The organism is Gluconobacter japonicus (assembly GCF_002723975.1).
Taxonomy (GTDB): Bacteria; Pseudomonadota; Alphaproteobacteria; order Acetobacterales; family Acetobacteraceae; genus Gluconobacter; species Gluconobacter japonicus.
The window spans coordinates 78,957-94,235 of sequence record NZ_BEWO01000004.1; the positions used below are offsets into that span (position 1 = coordinate 78,957).

The window sequence follows — 15,279 nt, forward strand, 5'->3', positions numbered from 1 at the left end:
GCTATGACAGATCCGCTTCTTCGTCAGTACCATGACGAAGAATGGGGCGTCCCTGTCAGGGACAGCCGCCTTCTGTGGGAAACTCTGGTTCTGGAAAGCTTTCAGGCCGGCCTGTCCTGGCTGATTGTCCTGCGTCGTCGAGAAGGGTTCCGACGTGCTTTTGCCGGTTTTGACCCGGAAAAAATTGCCCTGTTTACAGATGCCGATGTTGATCGGCTGATGCAAGATGAAGGCATTATTCGTGCTCGTGCCAAAATTGTAGCAACCATCGGGAATGCCCGCGCCTATCTCGCCATGCGAGGCAATGGCGAAGATTTTGCGGATTTCATCTCGAAACTGGTTCCTGACGCTCCGCTTCATAATCCCAGTGGAACGGTCCTGAGCCAGTCTCCGCTATCCTTGAAAATTTCAAAAGAACTGAAGTCTCGTGGCTTTCGTTTCGTCGGGCCCGTCATCGTCTATGCATGGATGCAGGCCGTGGGCCTGGTACACGACCATGACCCATCCTGCTTTCGCTATACACCGAAAAGAGAGGTCTCTTCAGACCTCTGACGCCTTATGCTCCGTTTCGTACATGTAATCCCGTGTGAGCGGTAAAGCGTCCACCGATCGCGTCAACTGTATCTGAAAATTCATGTGCCCCTGTAGGCGAAACGCCAGTTCACTTCCAATTAGATACAACTCGAACATCCGGACGAACCGCTCGTCATAAAGGTCTATGATTTTCTGACGGTTCGCATCAAATCGCTTCCGCCATTCAGCAATCGTTTTGGCATAATGCAGACGAAGGATTTCACAGTCCGTCACCCATAACCCTGACCGCTCAACCGCCGCCAGTGTCTCGCTCAGAGCAGGAGAGTATCCGCCTGGGAAAATATATTTCTGAAGCCATGCATTGGTCGTTCCGGGCCCGTCCGTTCGACCGATGGAATGAACCAACGCAATACCATCAGGCCTCAGGCAATCCTTAATCCCCCGGAAATACCGCTCGAATTGGGCTTTGCCCACATGCTCGAACATCCCCACCGAGACAACACGATCAAACTGATGCCGGACGTTTCGATAATCCATGAGTTCGAAGCGAACCTGCCCTTCAAGCCCCTCTTCCCCAACCCGCCGGCGCGCCTCTTCCAGCTGTTCTTTCGAGAGGGTAATGCCCACAACAGTGGCGCCATAATCCTTGGCCAGCGTCAGGGCCAGCCCACCCCATCCGCATCCGATATCCAGAACCTCAAGCCCCGGTCGATCCAGTTTGAGTTTGGAGGCAATGTGCCGCTTCTTCGCAGTCTGTGCCTCTTCAAGGGTCATATCGTCATGCGCAAAGTAAGCGCAGGAATATTGACGGTCCTTGTCGAGAAACAGGTCGTAAAGGCGACCGTTCAGATCATAATGATGCGCAACATTGCGACGTGATTTTTTAAGGGAGTTTAATCCCTTGAGGGGACGCGCAAAATATCGGAGTCGGTCCTCGATTTCTTCAAAGACGTGGCCACCCTCCATGATGTTGGCCATCAAAACCCTCATCAAGGTCTCAAGCGTACATCCTTCAGGGGAGAGTTCTCCCGCCATATATTCTTCGCCAAACGCCAGGCCTGAATTGATGACCAGAGAGCGCTCAGCCTGCTTCGTTTTCAGATGAAGCCCTGCTTCAAGGCCGGGCTTGGTGCCTCTGTAAATATGAACAGTGCCGTCACTGAACGTGACCCTCAGCACTCCAACCTGAATAAATTTCTTCAGAACGAAATCGAGAATTGGTTTCACACCTGCCTCCCCCTGTTCACGCGCCTCACGACAAAGCGTGACACATCTGTCAGTTTCCTGACCAGAAGAGCAGACAACAAAAAACCCGGCGCGGGAATACCCGGCCGGGTTCTCTGTTTTGGCTATGCCAGCGAAATCAGCCTTCGACTTCTTCCGCAGCAGCGGCTTCGGCGGCAGCTTCTTCAGCTGCGTTCTCTGCCTGCAGTTCGCCGAGGATGTTCTCATCCTCTTCTTCCACGCCAACGGCTTCGCCGCGGGCCTGGCGCTCAGCTTCTTCAGCAGAACGTGCAACGTTGACTGTCAGCGGAATGGACACTTCCGGGTGCAGCACGATGCGGGCTTCCGTCAGGCCAAGGACCTTGATCGGGTGAGCCAGAATAACCTGCTGACGAGCAACCGTCAGGCCGGCATCCGTAGCAGCAACAGCGATGTCGCGCGTGCTGACGGAACCATACAGGCTGCCGCTGTCGCTGGCCTGGCGGATGATAACAACCGAGAGGCTGTCCATACGCTCGGCAAGACGCTCGGCTTCTTCACGCTTCTTGATGTTCAGGGCTTCAAGCTGCGCACGTTCCGTGTCGAAACGCTTGCGGTTTGCAGCCGTGGCACGCATGGCCTTGCCCTGCGGAAGCAGGAAGTTACGTGCGTAACCCGGCTTCACCTGGACAAGATCACCCATCTGGCCGAGATGCTCAACCCGCTGGAGCAGGATCAGTGCGGTCTGGGACATGGTGCTCTCCTCAGCTCACGACGTAGGGGAGCAGGGCGAGGAAGCGGGCACGCTTGATAGCCTGCGCCAGCTCACGCTGCTTCTTGGCCGAAACGGCCGTGATGCGGCTCGGCACGATCTTGCCGCGCTCGGAAAGGAAGCGGCTCAGCAGACGCACGTCCTTGTAGTCGATCTTCGGCGCATTCGGGCCGGAGAACGGGCAGGACTTGCGACGACGGTAGAACGGGCGACGTGCACCAACTGCGGTGCGACGGGTAGCCGGGTTCACTTCTGGGGTGGTTGTCTCGGACATGATTCTTACTCCGCTCCAGCCGCCTCACGAGCATCGTCATGCTCGCCGCGTGCACGATACTCTTCACGGTCTTCACCGCCACGACGCGGGCCGCCACGGCCGCTCTCGAAACGGCCAGCCGGCTTGGAGCCGCCACGGAAACCGCCACGCTCGCCACGGTCGTCGTTCTTGCGAGCCAGAACCGGAGACGGGGTCTCGTCGATCTCGTCAACGCGGAGCGTCAGAACGCGCAGCACGTCTTCGTTCAGACCGAGCTGACGCTCGAGTTCACGCAGCGTGTCAGGGGTGCAGTCGATACCGAGCAGGACGTAATGGCCCTTGCGGTTCTTCTTGATGCGATATGCGAGCGAACGGAGACCCCAGAATTCGCGCTTCTGGATGGAACCACCATGTTCGGTCAGCAGGGCTTCAATGGTCTCGACCAGGCCTTCGACCTGTGCCTGGGACACATCGTTACGTGCAATAAGCACGCTTTCGTACAGTGGCATGAAAACTCCCTTCGGATGAGGTCAACCCAACTGGTCCAGCCCGTGCCGGAGACAGTGCAATCTTGAGGAAAGCGTGGGTATAGCCGGCGCGACGCCACATCGCTCGGCAGGGAAAGGCTGCATTAATCACGCAGACCTTCGAAAATCAAGAATAAACTCAGAGTCGGCGCAGTCTCGGCGGCAGATATTCATCCGGAACATCCCAGACTTCCTGCACGACATGCCGGATCACAAAGCCGCCCTTTTGATAATTGGTCAGAGCCCGCGGATGATCGAGGGTACAGGTATTCACCCGCAGCCGCCAGCTTCCTGCGTCAAACGCCTGAGAAACCGCACAATTCAGCAAAACAGGCCCAAGCCGCCGACCGATCGCAGCAGGCACCAGACCGAAATAAGCCAGATTGGCATCCCCATGATCTCTCAGATCCAGTTCATAAAACCCAAGAGCAACTCCGGCAGCATCCCAAAGTACCATAAAATAGACGGAGGGATCATGCAGGATTTCCGCGAGCTGCGCATCCGGCATCGGGCGCCGCATCCACCAGCAATAGTCTTCTCCGACATCGCGGTAGAGCTGGCGATAAAGTGTGAGAGCCGGTGGTAGAACCCGTTCAAGGGACAAACCATCCGGAAGCACTGGAGACGCGCAGGACGTACGCGTTTCCAGAAAAGTGACATCCACCTCAAGCCGGGTGGATGCCCCCTTTGGACTGAGCCAGTCCGGCACCATACCCCCAACGATCAGTTATCGTCGAGGAAGGACCGCAGCTTACGGCTACGGCTCGGATGCTTGAGCTTACGAAGCGCCTTCGCCTCGATCTGACGGATACGCTCACGGGTCACGTTGAACTGCTGCCCAACTTCCTCAAGCGTGTGATCCGTGTTCATACCGATGCCGAAACGCATGCGAAGCACACGCTCTTCACGAGGCGTCAGGGATGCCAGAACGCGGGTCGTGGCTTCACGCAGGTTCGTCTGAATCGCGGCATCCAAAGGAATAACAGCCGTCTTATCCTCGATGAAGTCACCGAGATGGCTATCTTCCTCGTCGCCAATCGGCGTCTCCAGAGAAATTGGCTCCTTGGCGATCTTCAGAACTTTGCGGACCTTCTCCAGCGGCATGCCAAGCTTTTCAGCCAGCTCTTCCGGAGCAGGTTCCCGCCCGATCTCGTGCAGCATCTGACGGGATGTCCGCACCAGCTTGTTGATCGTTTCGATCATGTGCACCGGAATACGGATGGTCTTGGCCTGATCCGCGATGGAACGCGTGATCGCCTGACGGATCCACCAGGTGGCGTAGGTCGAGAATTTGTAACCGCGACGGTACTCGAACTTGTCCACGGCCTTCATCAGACCGATGTTCCCTTCCTGAATCAAATCCAGGAACTGCAGACCACGGTTCGTGTACTTCTTGGCAATCGAGATCACGAGACGCAGGTTGGCTTCGATCATTTCCTTCTTGGCACGCGTGGAATCACGCTCACCACGGGAAATGGTCGCATAGACACGACGGAACTCGCCAACCGGAAGACCCGTCTCATGCGCCAGTGCAGACAGGTCTCCACGGAGACTATGAAGCTGCTCCAGATGGCGGGTGGTGAGCGTCTTCCAGCCCTTGCCTGGCAGAGTGCAGATGAAGTCGATCCAGGTCGGGTCCATCTCGCGGTTACGATACTTCAGCAGGAAGTCGTCACGCGTGATCTTGCAGCTTTCCGCAAGACGCAGCATCCGGCCTTCCAGAGTATTCAGGCGCTGAACATGAACCTTGATCTGCGCAACCAGTTCTTCGATCCGGTTATTGTGCAGATGAACCTGCTCAACCAGCGTCACCAGTTCACGACGCAGTTCTTCGTAAACCTGCTCGGACTTGTCCGTTGATTCTTCACCAGCGGTCAATGCTTCCAGACGCTTGGTCTGTAGCTGGCGCAGCTTGTGATACAGCGGCTCAATGGCTTCAAAGCGGGCCAAGATTTCCGGCTTCAGCTTCTCTTCCAGAGCGGACAGAGAAAGTCCACTGCCTTCCTGCTGCTCGCCGTCACCATCCTCGGCATCATCATCGCTATCGTCGTCAGCAGGCTCTTCGCCTTCTTCGCCTTCTTCGTCTTCAGGTCCTGGACCACCAGACTGGCTGGCCTCCAGATCCACGATATCACGAAGCAGCATCTCGCCGTCCTTGAGGCGCTCATGCCAGGAAATGATGGCGCGGATCGTCAGTGGGCTTTCGCAAAGCCCACCAATCATCTCGTCCCGACCAGCCTCAATCCGCTTTGCGATGGCAATTTCGCCTTCGCGGGACAGCAACTCCACCGAGCCCATCTCGCGCAGGTACATGCGCACCGGATCATCCGTCCGGCTGGCAGCTTCGGCGTCGATGTTACCACCCTGCGGCTCATCGGATTCCTCAGCTTCTTCCTTGGCCTCGTCCTGAGTCGTCTCAGCCTCATCCTGTTCTTCGTTCTCGAGAACCTGGATGCCCATTTCCGACAGAGCTGCCATCACGTCTTCGATCTGCTCAGAGGACATCTGGTCCTGCGGCAGAACGGCGTTCAGCTCGTCAAACGTGATGTGGCCACGCTCACGCCCTTTGGCGATCAGCCGCTTTACGGCAGCGGACTGCGTATCAAGAAGAGTGGCATCCCCCTCCTGTTCCTGCGCGTTCCGATCCGTACCAGAGGCTGTTTTCGTCGCCATGCGTCTCTCCCTCAACTCCACCGAAAGCAAGCAATTCGGCAGCGTGCAGGTGGTCGATCCTGAGCTGTAAGTCAAGGTTCAGACGAAAAAGAATGCAACTTCAAGGCAAGAAAAAACGTTACCGCCGACCTTTTTCAGTTCTCTTCTTCCACATCCTCACCCCGACGCAACGCCTCCAGAACACGCATCCGGGCCAGAAGACTTTCCGGAAAAGAACCGTCTCCGCTTCCTCCTCCAGAGTAAACTTGCATGATGGTTGCCTGAATATCGTTGGCCACTTCGCGCTCGAAATTTCGAAAATTTACAAGCCCGTAAAAGTGCCACCAGCTTTCCACGACATCGACCTTGAGAACATCATCCCGGTCTTTTCCAAGACCCACCTCACGAGGCATCGGGCTTTCCGTAACGGCGGTCACGATATCCGTCAGGCCACGATTCTCGATCCAGTGCTGACAGTTCTCTTCCGTCAGATCCTCGTCCTGACAGGCCCAGTCCAGAAGGGCCGCGCGAATCCGATCCAGATCACCGGGAAGGGCCAGACTGCTATAGGCCTGTTCCACTTCGGGAAGAATGTCCGGATATCGCAGAAGCAGTGCTGTCAGGATATTCAGCCGCTCCACACTGCCCTGCTCGATATGACGCATCTCTCCCGGAGCCTGCGTCGACAGGGGCAGCGGCGCACCTTTCTTCTGAAACGGCTTTTTTCCACCGCCTCCGCCACGCCGGAAACGCGCGAAAAACATATCCAGAAACGTGCTGCGATACTCGGAAGACAGGGCACGATCCGGAATCAGCTTTGAAAGCGCCACCAGCTTTTCCCGAAGCGCCGCCCGCTGATCAGGGCCGGGGTCCGACATATTCCCCGTCATCAACCCAAACAGTTCCGTTGCCAGAGACGTTGCGCCCGACAATGCTTCCCCCATCGCGCCAGCCCCGCGCGAACGGATCAGACTGTCCGGGTCATCTTTTGGATCAAGACGGCAGAAGCGGAGCGTCCTTTCTGGCGACAACAGAGGCAGCGCCACTTCACACACACGCAAAGCCGCACGCGCGCCAGCCGCATCCCCATCCAGACACAGAATGGGAGACGGCGTCATCCGCCAGAGAAGATCAAGCTGCTCTTCTCCAAGCGCAGTTCCTAAAGGAGCCACCGCTCCCCCGAACCCGGCCTGATCCAGAGCAATGACATCCATATACCCCTCGACCACAACCAACTCGGCGCCCTTGTGGACAGCCTCACGGGCCAGATCGAGATTGTAGAGGGTTCGTCGTTTGGAAAAGAGCGCCGTTTCCGGTCCGTTCAGATATTTCGGCTGGCCGTCGCCCAAAGTCCGTGCGCCGAAGGAAATGATTTTCCCGCGCCGGTCCCGGATTGGAAACGTCACGCGATTGAAGAACAGCTCACCCTTGGGCTGCCCTCGATCATCCACACGCAGAATACCAGCCTGCACCAGCATCTCAGGCGTCACATCATGAGCACGCAGTTCTTCGACCAGATGCCGCCCATCGCCGGACCATCCCAATCCGAACCGCTCTATCGTCGCGTCACTCAGCCCACGTCCACGAAGGTAAGCCAACCCTTCCCGGCCTTCCGGAAGAGAAAGCCGACGCCGGTAGCTCGCCTGAACGAGAGACAGCACGTCCCCAAGAGATTTGACCTCGCGCGCACGTGCCTCACTTCGTGGGTCCTGCTTCGGGACTTCAAGTCCGGCTTCAGCGGCGAGCTGCTCCACAGCCTCCGGAAAACTCCGGCCATCGCTCTGCATGACAAACGAAATCGCATCGCCATGCGCGCCACAGCCGAAACAATGGAAATGGTCGTCATAGACGTAGAAAGACGGCGTCTTTTCCCCATGGAAAGGACAGCATGTTTTCCAGTTCCGGCCCGAGCGAACGAGCTTGTTCCGCCGCCCGATCAGGGAGGCCAGGGGCGTCCGGTTGCGGAGTTCATCCAGAAAGGCAGCATCAAATGCCATGGGGCAGCAGGAGCCTTTCAATCAATTCTGTCAGGAAGGATGCGTCTTACCGCGAGCGGAAAAGAAAATCCATCATCCCCAATCTGAGCAAACCTGCTGGTTACAGGCAGAACCGCCCATTTCAGAAATAATCGTAACCGCTTTTCGGCCTGTCGCCGCTTACATTATGTCAAATGAAAGAAACTTTTTTTCTTTTGACACCCATCAAGGGAAGAGAGGCAAATATAGCGTCAATATGGCAGTCGAACGAGGCGCAGCCCCCTGCATCCCTTTAGTGGGGTGGATGAGTCGCGCCTTCACAAAAGATTAAAGACGCAGGATTTCAACCTATGACCGTCAAAATCACGGTATTAAAAGAACAGGACGAAGGTGGCGAACGCCGCGTCGCCCTGATCCCGCAGGTTGTCGAGCGCCTCAGCAGCCTCGGCGTCTCTTTCGCGATGGAAAACGGGGCCGGGGCCGCCTCTTCCTACCCGGATGAAACCTATAAAGACGTAACCCTTTCAACAGACAGAAAGGCCCTGCTCAGCGACGCGGACATCGTCCTCGCCGTTCAGCCGCCAACCATTGAAACCGTTCAGGCCATGAAGCCCGGCGCCGTTCTGGTGTCCTTCATCTACGGCCGAAACCACCCAGATCTGGTCAAGGCCCTGCGCGACCAGAAAGTGACCTGCTTCGCCATGGAGCTGGTTCCCCGCATTTCCCGCGCACAGGCCATGGACGCCCTGTCCAGTCAGGCAACCCTCGCAGGCTATTACGCCGTCCTGCTCGGGTCCGTGCACATGACCAAGATCCTTCCCATGATGACCACCGCCGTTGGCTCCCTGCGGGCCGCACAGGTTTTGATCATGGGCCTTGGCGTCGCTGGCCTACAGGCCCTCGCCACGGCCAAGCGCCTTGGCGCGGTGACAGAAGGCTATGACGTCCGCCCCGAAACACGCGAAGAAGCCCAGTCTCTCGGTGCAAAATTCGTCGATACCGGCGTGAACGCGACTGGAACAGGCGGATACGCCCGCGAACTGACGGACGAAGAAAAGCAGACGGTCCGCAAGGCCATCAGCGATCACATCGCCCGCGCCGACCTGATCGTCACCACGGCAGCCGTCCCCGGCAAGAAGGCTCCGCGCCTGATTGATGCCGAGCAGATCAAGGCCATGAAACCGGGCTCCGTCATCATCGACCTTGGGGCGGAAGGCGGCGGCAACTGTGAGGGCACACAGGCTGGCCAGACCGTACAGGTCGGCCCGACCACGATCGTGGGCCCGATCAATGTTCCGTCCATGCTCGCTCTTCAGGCCAGTGAACTCTATTCCAAGAACATCATGCACCTGCTCCAGCAGATCTTGACCAAAGACGGTCAGATCCAGCTGGATTTCACGGATGAAGTCATTTCCGGCACCGCCCTCACTCATGATGGCTACATCACGAACGAAGGCATCCGCACGGCCATCGATCCGAATTCCCCGGCACCGCCCGCACCGCAACCCCCTGCCCCGGCTGCCGTCCCCGCCGCACCGGCACAGGCTTCAGGACAGGAGGCCGCACGATGATCACCGCAATGACCTTCATCATCGCGCTCTACATCTTCATGCTCGCCGCCTTCACAGGCTACGAAGTCATCAGCCGCGTGCCCTCCATTCTGCACACACCGCTGATGTCCGGCTCGAACTTCGTGCACGGCATCGTGGTCGTGGGTGCGCTGACAGCCCTGTTCAACGCCTCTTCCGTACTCGAACAGATTGTCGGCTTCCTTGGCGTCGTCATGGGTGCCGGTAACGTCGTCGGCGGTTACGTCGTGACAGACCGGATGCTGGCCATGTTCAAACCCAGCGACAAAGCGGCTCCGCAGAAGGGAGCACAGAAATGATTCTCCTCGAATATATCGTCGCCATCAGCGCTCTGATCGCCTCCGGCCTGCTGGTCTACGGCCTGAAGCGCATGTCCTCTCCCGTCACGGCCGTTTCCGGCATCGTAACGGCGGGCTGGGGTATGCTCTTCGTCACAGTCGCCAGCTTCCTCGGCATTTTCAGCGTTTCTGAAGCTGCAAAGCCGCATCTGGTCGTCAATGTCATTCTGGCCATTCTTGGCCTCGTCATCGGTGGTGGCTGGGCTGGCTGGAAAGGCCGCAGCGTTGCCATGACGGCGATGCCGCAGATGGTCGCTCTCTTCAACGGCATGGGTGGCGGTGCTGCCGCAGCAGTGTCCGTCATCGCCCTGACCGGCCCGAAAGAAACAGGCATCGTTCCGCTTCTCGTCACCGTCGCCGGTGGCCTGATCGGCAGCATGTCCCTGTCAGGGTCCATCATCGCCTGGGCCAAACTCGATGGCCGGATGAACAAGCCGATCCGCTTTGGTGGCCAACGGATCGTCAATGCTGCCGTCTTCATGCTGACCGTCCTGCTCGGCATCATGGCAGCCTTCCTGTACCATCAGGATGGCGGCGGTATCGCTACACTGCTGTTCTTCATCGGCGCCCTGCTGGCTGGTATCTGCATGACGATCCCCATCGGCGGCGCAGACATGCCAGTCGTGATCTCGCTCTATAACGCCTTCACAGGTCTGGCCGTCGGCCTCGAAGGCTATGTCATGGCCGATCCGGCCCTGATGATCGCCGGTATGGTCGTGGGTTCTGCCGGTACACTGCTGACGGTCATGATGGCCAAAGGCATGAACCGCTCCATTTCCAACGTGCTGTTCAGTAATTTCGGTGAAGCTTCTGCCTCCACGGCCACAGGTCCGCAGAAAGAAGCCAAATCCGTTGCTCCGGGCGATGCTGCCACAACGATGCGCTATGCGTCGTCTGTCATCATTGTTCCGGGTTACGGTCTGGCCGTCGCTCAGGCACAGGGCAAGCTGTACGACTTCGTCAAGCAGCTTCAGGCCGCGGGCGTGGACGTCAAGTTCGCCATCCACCCGGTCGCCGGTCGTATGCCAGGCCACATGAACGTGCTGCTCGCCGAAGCCGGCGTCCCGTATGACATGATCTATGACATGGAAGACATTAACGACAGCTTCGCTGACACGGATGTCGCCCTCATCATCGGCGCCAATGACGTGGTGAACCCGTCGGCCAGAACCGACAAGTCCTCCCCGATCTATGGCATGCCGATCCTGAACGCCGACAAGGCCCATCAGGTCTTCGTCATCAAGCGTGGCATGGGCATGGGTTATTCTGCCGTCGAAAACCCGCTCTTCTTCCAGGACAACTGCGCCATGGTCTTCGGCGATGCGCAGGCCGTCCTCAGCAAGATGGTCGAAGCCGTCAAGGCTCTCGGCACATCGTAACCAGTTCTCAAGGAGACACTCTCATGGCTGATACAATGCTGGCCGCCGTCGTCCGCGAGTTCGGGAAGCCTCTCTCTGTCGAGAGGCTTCCCATCCCCGAGATCCGGCCCGACCAGATCCTCGTGAAAGTCGATACCTGCGGCGTCTGCCATACCGACCTGCACGCTGCGGAAGGAGACTGGCCTGCAAAGCCTAATCCTCCGTTCATCCCCGGCCACGAAGGCGTTGGTCACATCGTTGCGGTTGGCAGCCAAGTCAAACACTCCAAGGTTGGAGACATGGTCGGCGTGCCCTGGCTCTATTCCGCCTGCGGTCACTGCGAACACTGTCTGGGTGGCTGGGAGACACTGTGTAAGGATCAGGATGACACCGGCTACACGGTCAATGGCTGCTTCGCCGAATATGTCGTCGCAGACCCGAACTATGTCGCACACCTGCCCAGCACCATTGACCCGCTTCAGGCAGCACCCGTCCTCTGCGCCGGCCTCACTGTCTACAAGGGTCTCAAGATGACCGAGGCTCATCCCGGTCAGTGGATGGCTATTTCAGGTGTCGGCGGTCTGGGTCAGATGGCCGTGCAATACGCGGTCGCCATGGGCATGAATGTCGTGGCCGTCGATATTGACGACGACAAGCTCGCCACTGCCAAAAAGCTTGGCGCTGCCCTGACCGTCAATGCCAAGGACAAAGACCCGGCCGCCTTCATCCAGCAGGAAGTCGGCGGTGCTCACGGCGCTCTTGTCACAGCTGTCGGCCGCACCGCATTCTCGCAGGCCATGGGCTATGCCCGCCGTGGCGGCACGATCGTTCTGAACGGCCTGCCACCCGGAGACTTCCCGGTGTCGATCTTTGATATGGTCATGAATGGCACGACCATTCGTGGCTCCATCGTCGGCACACGGCTGGACATGATCGAAGCCATGGATTTCTTTGCCCGCGGCAAAGTAAAATCCGTCGTCACCGCAGACAAGATCGAGAACATCAACACGATATTCGACAACCTCAAGAACGGACGCCTTCAGGGCCGTACAGTTCTGGATTTCCGTTCCTGAGACCTTAGAAAGCACACCCCATGTTTGCCATGCAGCTCCGCCAACACCACCAGCCTCTGGAATGGGTGGAGCTGCCAGACCCCGAACCCGGACCGGACGAAATCCGCATCCGCATCGGGGCCTGCGGCGTCTGCCGCACAGACCTGCATGTCGTGGACGGCGAACTCGCCAACCCCACCCTTCCGATTATCCCCGGCCATGAAATCGTCGGGCGAATTGATAAACTCGGCAGCAACGTTACGAGCCTGAGTGTCGGAGAACGGGTCGGTATTCCCTGGCTCGGCCATACCTGCGGACATTGCTATTACTGCACACACGGGATGGAAAATCTCTGCGACCATCCGCTCTTCACAGGCTTCACCCGCAATGGCGGCTACGCGACCATGACAGTCGCTGATGCGCGATATGCCTTTCCCATGGGTGACAAGGGGGAAAACAAGGATCTTGCTCCCCTGCTCTGCGCTGGCCTGATCGGCTGGCGCTGTCTCAGCAAAGCTGGAGACGGCAACAAGATCGGCCTGTATGGCTTCGGAGCCGCCGCTCACATCATCATTCAGGTGCTGCGCTGGCAGGGACGCGAGGTTTATGCCTTCACCTCCCCCGGAGACACAGAGAAACAGGCCTTTGCCCGCTCCCTTGGCGCAGTTTGGGCAGGCGGCTCAGACGAACTTCCCCCCGAACCACTTGACGCTGTCATCCTGTTTGCACCTGTTGGCGCGCTGGTTCCGGCAGGACTGAAAGCCGTCCGCAAGGGTGGAAAGGTCGTGTGTGGCGGCATCCACATGAGCCCGATCCCGTCTTTTTCCTATGATACGCTTTGGGAAGAACGCGAAATCGTCTCCGTTGCCAATCTAACCCGGCAGGACGGCCTGGATTTCCTGAAACTGGCTCCAGAGATCGGTATCAAGGTGACGAACACCCCTTATGCCCTCAAAGACGCCAATCAGGCTCTCGACGATTTGCGGCACGGCCGCTTTGAAGGCGCCGCGGTTCTAATCCCATAATACACAGAAAATATTCCCGTTTCTGCCGTCAGACAGATCTTCCTTATTCCTGAAAAGATCTTTTGAAACTGCCCCAAACAGCCGGGCATTCTTATTTCACATAAGAAACAAACCATGGAAACAAGGGCCTTTATATTATGCGCCGACTACTCCGAGCGTCCATGTTCGCCATTGCTCTCGCAGGGATCGGCATTTGTCCCGCCAGTGAGGCGCAGGCTCTCCCACCTTTAAAGAGCATCTCCGTTTACGGGCAGAAAATCCGCTTTCTGGAAGCCGGAACAGGCCCGGATCTTGTTCTGGTCCACGGCTTGGGAAGTAGCGCCACAATGGACTGGGGCAAAGTCATCCCTGGGCTGGCCCAGCATTATCATGTCATCGCTATGGACCAGCTCGGCTTCGGATCATCCGAGAAGCCATTAATCGCCTACGGTATCCAAACATGGGTGGACATGCTGGATGGCTTTCTGAAAGCCAAACACATCACGCACTTTATGCTTGCCGGGGAATCCCTTGGGGGCTGGATTGCGGGACTTTACGTCGTCGAAGCCGCACAGGACTCTTCCATGGCCATGCCAAGTCGTCTTGTCCTAAGCGATGCAGCCGGTCACCGATCACTCGTCGAGCACGGATTACCTCTTTTTGGCCCCGTCTCATTTTTCGGAATCCGTACAGGACTCAGAAGTCTGTTTTACAACAAGGCTCTCATTACTGATGACCTGGTGAAAGCAATATTTCAAACCCGGATGGCCGAAGGCGCACAATACACACAGGAAAGTTTTGCAAGAAACGCCAATGCGCCAGACACTTTCCTTGATAACCGTATGACAGCCATCCAGATCCCAACGCTCGTGATCTGGGGCCAGGATGATCAGGTTATTCCCCTATCGGACGGCCAGGATTTTGCCGCCCACATTCCGAACGCTCATCTGGTCATCATTCCACACTCAGGCCACGCCCCAAGCATTGAGCGCCCGGAAGAATTTCTGAACGCTGTAACGCCCTTTCTGGCCTCACACTAAAGCAGCCCCGATGAATTGAGAGCCGCAGGGATACCGTCTCTTTTGTCCTGAGCCTCAATATACATCCGCAAGACAGCCGGATATCGCGCGCGTGTTGTTTTCTCCAGCATCGAAACGCCTCGCTCTACATCTCCGGCTGACATCGCATCATCCCAATCCAGAGACAGCAGCACGATAATACTGTCAGGCCCCCGGGTCTCGGTCACAACTTCATTGATCCCAACAACCCCCGGAAGCTTTTGCGCTTCGGCACGAACAAACGCATCAATTTCCGGATTACTTTCGCCCACAAGAAGAGAGCGCGTCTCATTGGTCAGCAAACCTGCCACGACGACCAGCACAACACCGATCAGAAGCGATGCAATCCCGTCCAGAACATGCAGCCCCGTTACAACGGAAAGCACCGTAAACAGAAGAGCAATCACCAGACTGACCAGAGCAGCCCCGTCTTCAAATAATACGACAAACAATCCCGGGTCTGCACTTCGACGGATCATTCGCCACAAAGAAACACCCTCACTCCGAGGCAGAGATTTCACAGCCGCAAAGAAACCATATCCTTCCATGCTGCCAGAAATCGCCAGAATGATGACATTCATCCACCAGCCCGGAAAAACATGCCCCAGCAGATGCACCGGCTGCATCTCCGCCGGGTGCATGACTTTTTCCCAGCCTTCGTACAAAGACGCAACGCCACCGCCCACAAACAGCGCACCCGCCACAACCATCGTCCAGAAATACAGCTCACGATGATATCCAAGCGGGTGCTCTTTGGTTGCCGGAGCCGTAGCTCTCTTCATACCGACAAGCAGCAGGATCTGGTTTCCACAGTCCACGAAAGAATGAACCGTCTCAGCCAGCATGGCAGCCGAGCCTGTCAGAAGTGCTGCCACGCCTTTCACGCAGGCAATGCCAAAATTGACACCCAACGCGATGAAAACGACTTTCGTTGAACCACCAGCAGACATGAAGTCCTCATTT

At 57.4% G+C, this 15,279-nt stretch carries 15 protein-coding genes; 7 read left to right on the top strand and 8 right to left on the bottom strand.

The annotated features are described in order from the left end of the window. Window positions 1-3 precede the first annotated feature (3 nt). A complete protein-coding gene (locus GJA01_RS03885) occupies window positions 4-552 on the top strand; it encodes a DNA-3-methyladenine glycosylase I (protein ID WP_099282271.1) in 549 nt (182 codons plus the stop codon). Here GJA01_RS03885 and GJA01_RS03890 read toward each other — a convergent pair. The 7 genes from GJA01_RS03890 to dnaG all read right to left on the bottom strand — a co-directional run bounded on the left by GJA01_RS03890 (window position 541) and on the right by dnaG (window position 7,938). After that, window positions 541-1,761, bottom strand: coding sequence for an SAM-dependent methyltransferase (locus GJA01_RS03890; protein ID WP_062504626.1), 1,221 nt, complete (start codon window positions 1,759-1,761; stop codon window positions 541-543). The genes GJA01_RS03885 and GJA01_RS03890 overlap by 12 nt on opposite strands. Before the next feature lie 136 nt (window positions 1,762-1,897). Beyond that, window positions 1,898-2,491 (bottom strand): 50S ribosomal protein L9, encoded by a 594-nt coding sequence (gene rplI, locus GJA01_RS03895; RefSeq protein ID WP_010502011.1) that lies wholly within the window; start codon window positions 2,489-2,491, stop codon window positions 1,898-1,900. 10 nt (window positions 2,492-2,501) lie between these two features. After that, window positions 2,502-2,783, bottom strand: coding sequence for a 30S ribosomal protein S18 (gene rpsR, locus GJA01_RS03900; RefSeq protein WP_007282799.1), 282 nt, complete (start codon window positions 2,781-2,783; stop codon window positions 2,502-2,504). Between the two features lie 5 nt (window positions 2,784-2,788). Continuing rightward, window positions 2,789-3,271 (bottom strand): 30S ribosomal protein S6, encoded by a 483-nt coding sequence (rpsF, locus tag GJA01_RS03905; protein WP_010502015.1) that lies wholly within the window; start codon window positions 3,269-3,271, stop codon window positions 2,789-2,791. 157 nt (window positions 3,272-3,428) lie between these two features. Further along, a complete protein-coding gene (locus GJA01_RS03910) occupies window positions 3,429-4,001 on the bottom strand; it encodes a GNAT family N-acetyltransferase (RefSeq protein ID WP_010502017.1) in 573 nt (190 codons plus the stop codon). An 11-nt stretch (window positions 4,002-4,012) separates the two neighbouring features. Continuing rightward, on the bottom strand, window positions 4,013-5,962 hold the full coding sequence (gene rpoD / locus GJA01_RS03915) for an RNA polymerase sigma factor RpoD (RefSeq protein ID WP_062504625.1): 1,950 nt from the start codon (window positions 5,960-5,962) through the stop codon (window positions 4,013-4,015). A gap of 134 nt (window positions 5,963-6,096) precedes the next feature. Continuing rightward, the gene (gene dnaG / locus GJA01_RS03920; RefSeq protein ID WP_062504623.1) at window positions 6,097-7,938 is read right to left on the bottom strand and encodes a DNA primase; all 1,842 of its coding nucleotides are present in this window, start codon (window positions 7,936-7,938) and stop codon (window positions 6,097-6,099) included. Between the two features lie 329 nt (window positions 7,939-8,267). Between dnaG and GJA01_RS03930 the strand changes: the two genes are divergently transcribed. The 6 genes from GJA01_RS03930 (at window position 8,268) to GJA01_RS03955 (ending at window position 14,298) form a co-directional block, all read left to right on the top strand. Next, window positions 8,268-9,488, top strand: coding sequence for an NAD(P) transhydrogenase subunit alpha (locus GJA01_RS03930; RefSeq protein ID WP_062504619.1), 1,221 nt, complete (start codon window positions 8,268-8,270; stop codon window positions 9,486-9,488). Continuing rightward, window positions 9,485-9,805, top strand: a complete 321-nt coding sequence (locus GJA01_RS03935) for an NAD(P) transhydrogenase subunit alpha (protein ID WP_010502024.1) — start codon at window positions 9,485-9,487, stop codon at window positions 9,803-9,805. The genes GJA01_RS03930 and GJA01_RS03935 overlap by 4 nt, the downstream gene beginning before the upstream one ends. Then, window positions 9,802-11,223, top strand: a complete 1,422-nt coding sequence (locus tag GJA01_RS03940) for an NAD(P)(+) transhydrogenase (Re/Si-specific) subunit beta (protein WP_010502026.1) — start codon at window positions 9,802-9,804, stop codon at window positions 11,221-11,223. Before GJA01_RS03935 ends, GJA01_RS03940 begins: the two co-directional genes overlap by 4 nt. Before the next feature lie 23 nt (window positions 11,224-11,246). Further along, the gene (gene adhP / locus GJA01_RS03945; protein WP_010502028.1) at window positions 11,247-12,275 is read left to right on the top strand and encodes an alcohol dehydrogenase AdhP; all 1,029 of its coding nucleotides are present in this window, start codon (window positions 11,247-11,249) and stop codon (window positions 12,273-12,275) included. Between the two features lie 20 nt (window positions 12,276-12,295). Beyond that, complete coding sequence (locus tag GJA01_RS03950) at window positions 12,296-13,279, top strand: zinc-dependent alcohol dehydrogenase family protein (protein ID WP_062504617.1); 984 nt, start codon at window positions 12,296-12,298, stop codon at window positions 13,277-13,279. A gap of 137 nt (window positions 13,280-13,416) precedes the next feature. Next, window positions 13,417-14,298, top strand: a complete 882-nt coding sequence (locus GJA01_RS03955; RefSeq protein WP_062504616.1) for an alpha/beta fold hydrolase — start codon at window positions 13,417-13,419, stop codon at window positions 14,296-14,298. On the opposite strand, the gene GJA01_RS03960 is transcribed toward GJA01_RS03955, so the two are convergent. Next, the gene (locus tag GJA01_RS03960; protein ID WP_062504724.1) at window positions 14,295-15,266 is read right to left on the bottom strand and encodes a cation diffusion facilitator family transporter; all 972 of its coding nucleotides are present in this window, start codon (window positions 15,264-15,266) and stop codon (window positions 14,295-14,297) included. The genes GJA01_RS03955 and GJA01_RS03960 overlap by 4 nt on opposite strands. Between the last annotated feature and the right edge of the window lie 13 nt (window positions 15,267-15,279).

Excerpts from the sequence above, each read along its gene's own strand:
- GJA01_RS03885 (WP_099282271.1), top strand. The coding sequence starts at position 4 with ATGACAGATCCGCTTCTTCGTCAGTACCATGACGAAGAATGGGGCGTC.
- rplI (WP_010502011.1), bottom strand. The coding sequence starts at position 2,491 with ATGTCCCAGACCGCACTGATCCTGCTCCAGCGGGTTGAGCATCTCGGC.
- rpsR (WP_007282799.1), bottom strand. The coding sequence starts at position 2,783 with ATGTCCGAGACAACCACCCCAGAAGTGAACCCGGCTACCCGTCGCACC.
- rpsF (WP_010502015.1), bottom strand. The coding sequence starts at position 3,271 with ATGCCACTGTACGAAAGCGTGCTTATTGCACGTAACGATGTGTCCCAG.
- GJA01_RS03910 (WP_010502017.1), bottom strand. The coding sequence starts at position 4,001 with ATGGTGCCGGACTGGCTCAGTCCAAAGGGGGCATCCACCCGGCTTGAG.
- rpoD (WP_062504625.1), bottom strand. The coding sequence starts at position 5,962 with ATGGCGACGAAAACAGCCTCTGGTACGGATCGGAACGCGCAGGAACAG.
- dnaG (WP_062504623.1), bottom strand. The coding sequence starts at position 7,938 with ATGGCATTTGATGCTGCCTTTCTGGATGAACTCCGCAACCGGACGCCC.
- GJA01_RS03930 (WP_062504619.1), top strand. The coding sequence starts at position 8,268 with ATGACCGTCAAAATCACGGTATTAAAAGAACAGGACGAAGGTGGCGAA.
- GJA01_RS03935 (WP_010502024.1), top strand. The coding sequence starts at position 9,485 with ATGATCACCGCAATGACCTTCATCATCGCGCTCTACATCTTCATGCTC.
- GJA01_RS03940 (WP_010502026.1), top strand. The coding sequence starts at position 9,802 with ATGATTCTCCTCGAATATATCGTCGCCATCAGCGCTCTGATCGCCTCC.
- adhP (WP_010502028.1), top strand. The coding sequence starts at position 11,247 with ATGGCTGATACAATGCTGGCCGCCGTCGTCCGCGAGTTCGGGAAGCCT.
- GJA01_RS03950 (WP_062504617.1), top strand. The coding sequence starts at position 12,296 with ATGTTTGCCATGCAGCTCCGCCAACACCACCAGCCTCTGGAATGGGTG.
- GJA01_RS03955 (WP_062504616.1), top strand. The coding sequence starts at position 13,417 with ATGCGCCGACTACTCCGAGCGTCCATGTTCGCCATTGCTCTCGCAGGG.
- GJA01_RS03960 (WP_062504724.1), bottom strand. The coding sequence starts at position 15,266 with ATGTCTGCTGGTGGTTCAACGAAAGTCGTTTTCATCGCGTTGGGTGTC.